Annotated in this window: 1 protein-coding gene; it reads left to right on the top strand. The window is 66.4% G+C overall.

Annotated elements, in window-relative coordinates:
• On the top strand, nucleotides 1–864 hold an 864-nt coding region (locus EOC06_RS44275), incomplete at both ends, for a cobaltochelatase subunit CobN (RefSeq protein WP_245470324.1).

The raw sequence follows: 864 nt of genomic DNA, 5'->3' as shown, positions 1-864 counted from the left end.
GCGGGCCACCCTCCCCTCGAGGGGGAGGGAAAGGTCGTGCCTATCCTGTTCTACCGCTCGATGCTGCTGGCCGCCGATGTCGCGCCGATCGACGCACTTTTTGAAGCTCTGCGACAGCGCGGCATCAACCCGGTCCCCATCTTCGTCTCCAGCCTCAAGGACCCGGCATCCCTGGCGTTCGTGGAAACAGCACTCGCCTCACTGAAACCCGCCGCCATCATCACCGCTACCGCTTTCGCGTCCGGTGCCGAACCCGGCAATGAGACCTTGTTCGACCGCGCCGGCGTGCCGGTCTTCCAGGTCATCGTCGCCACCACCCGCCGTGACGTCTGGGAAACCAACCAGCGCGGCTTGGCGCCAGCCGACCTTGCCATGCATGTCGTGCTGCCCGAGCTCGACGGCCGCATCCTGGCCGGCGCCATTTCCTTCAAGGGCGAGAGCGAGACCGATCCAGCGCTTGGCCACCGCGCCTTCGCCAACCGGCCGGAACCGGATCGCGTGGCGCAAGTGGCTGACCGCGTCGCGGCCTTTATCCGCCTGCAGGAGACGCCCCGCGCCGAGCGCAAGCTGGCGATCCTGATGCCGGATTATCCCAGCGCCCCCGGCCGCACCGGCTATGCCGTCGGCCTCGACGTGCCGTCCAGCGTGCTGGCCATTCTGCAGGACCTGCGGGATCAGGGCTACGGGGTTGAGGAGATTCCGGAGACGCCGCGTGAGTTGCTGGGGCTGCTGGGGTTAAGCGGCGATGGGCTGAGGCTGGACGATTATCTCGCTCTTTCGACAGAATTGCCGACGGGTGCGATTACAGCGGTAGAAGCCGCTTGGGGGACAGCAGAAGATGACTTAGGGCTGTGCGAGACCCCC

Source organism: Mesorhizobium sp. M7A.F.Ca.MR.362.00.0.0 (genome assembly GCF_004023175.1).
Classification (GTDB): domain Bacteria; phylum Pseudomonadota; class Alphaproteobacteria; order Rhizobiales; family Rhizobiaceae; genus Mesorhizobium.
The sequence above is the reverse complement of the archived record's forward strand: the minus strand, read 5'-3'. Positions and strand labels throughout refer to the sequence as shown.